Source organism: Streptococcus pluranimalium, from assembly GCF_047785745.1.
GTDB lineage: Bacteria > Bacillota > Bacilli > Lactobacillales > Streptococcaceae > Streptococcus > Streptococcus pluranimalium_B.
In genome coordinates, this window is sequence record NZ_JBLOJT010000200.1 from 1 (window position 1) to 1,162 (window position 1,162).

The 1,162-nt window shown below is 35.3% G+C and carries 1 protein-coding gene; it reads left to right on the forward strand.

The features are described 5' to 3' along the window. Positions 1-205: 205 nt before the first annotated feature. Positions 206-1,162, forward strand: a 957-nt coding sequence (locus tag ACMZ6U_RS10465) for an alpha-like surface protein (RefSeq protein ID WP_416108350.1), incomplete at its 3' end; no start/stop codon positions are given.

The window sequence follows — 1,162 nt, forward strand, 5'->3', positions numbered from 1 at the left end:
TTGAACCACTCTCGAAGATTGGCTAAGGATGTTGAAAAATCGGTATCGTCAGAGGTTGTTTTTGTCAAACTATCACACATTAATCGTCTTTTAATGGCTTTATAACTTTGTGAATGCAGGTTCTAACTTAATTTGACAAATGAGGTATTTAAGCCTATACTTTATTCTGTATAGAATTATACAGAATAAAGTAATGGAGAATATTATGTTTAGAAGGTCTAAAAATAACAGTTATGAGACTTCACAGACGAAACAACGGTTTTCAATTAAGAAGTTTAAGTTTGGTGCAGCTTCTGTACTAATTGGTATTAGTTTTTTAGGAGGTTTTACTCAAGGTCAATTTAATATTTCTACAAATACTGTGTTTGCAGCTGAGGAGATTCCAGGAAGTGCCGCTACATTAAATACAAGTATGACTAAAAATCTTCAGAATGGTAGAGCATATATAGATTTATATGATGTGAAAAATGGGAAAATAGATCCATTACAATTAATTACGTTAAATTCACCTGATTTAAAAACTCAGTATGTCATTAGGCAAGGCCGCAATTATTTCCCACATCCTTCTGAATTGACTACTGTTGGTGCAGCTAGTATTAATTATACAGTATTGGAGACAAATGGAAGTCCTCGTATGAAGCCTGATGGACAAGCGGATATTGTAAACGTCTCATTGACTATTTACGATTCTTCAGCTTTGAGAGAGAAAATAAATGAAGTTGAAGAGAAAGCAGCTGATCCTAAGTGGAGTGATGGAAGCCGTGATGAAGTTTTAACTGGATTAGGAAATATCAAAAAAGATATTGATAATAATCCCAAGACACAAGATGATATTAATAATAAAATAATTGAGGTTAATGAATTAGAAAAGAAATTAGTAACTCCGCCACCAACACCAGATAAGGATAAATATGATCCGACAGGTGGTGAGACTCCAGTGCCACAAGGAACTCCAGTGTCAGACGAAGAAATTACATACCTAGTGACAATTCCAGAAGGATCAAACGGCGTACCGAAAGTAGTAGGAGACCGTCCGAATACAGACGTACCAGGAGACTATAAAGTAACGGTAGAAGTAACGTATCCAGATGGAACAAAGGATACAGTAGAAGTAACGGTTCATGTGACACCAAAACCAGTACCGGATAAAGATAAATATGAC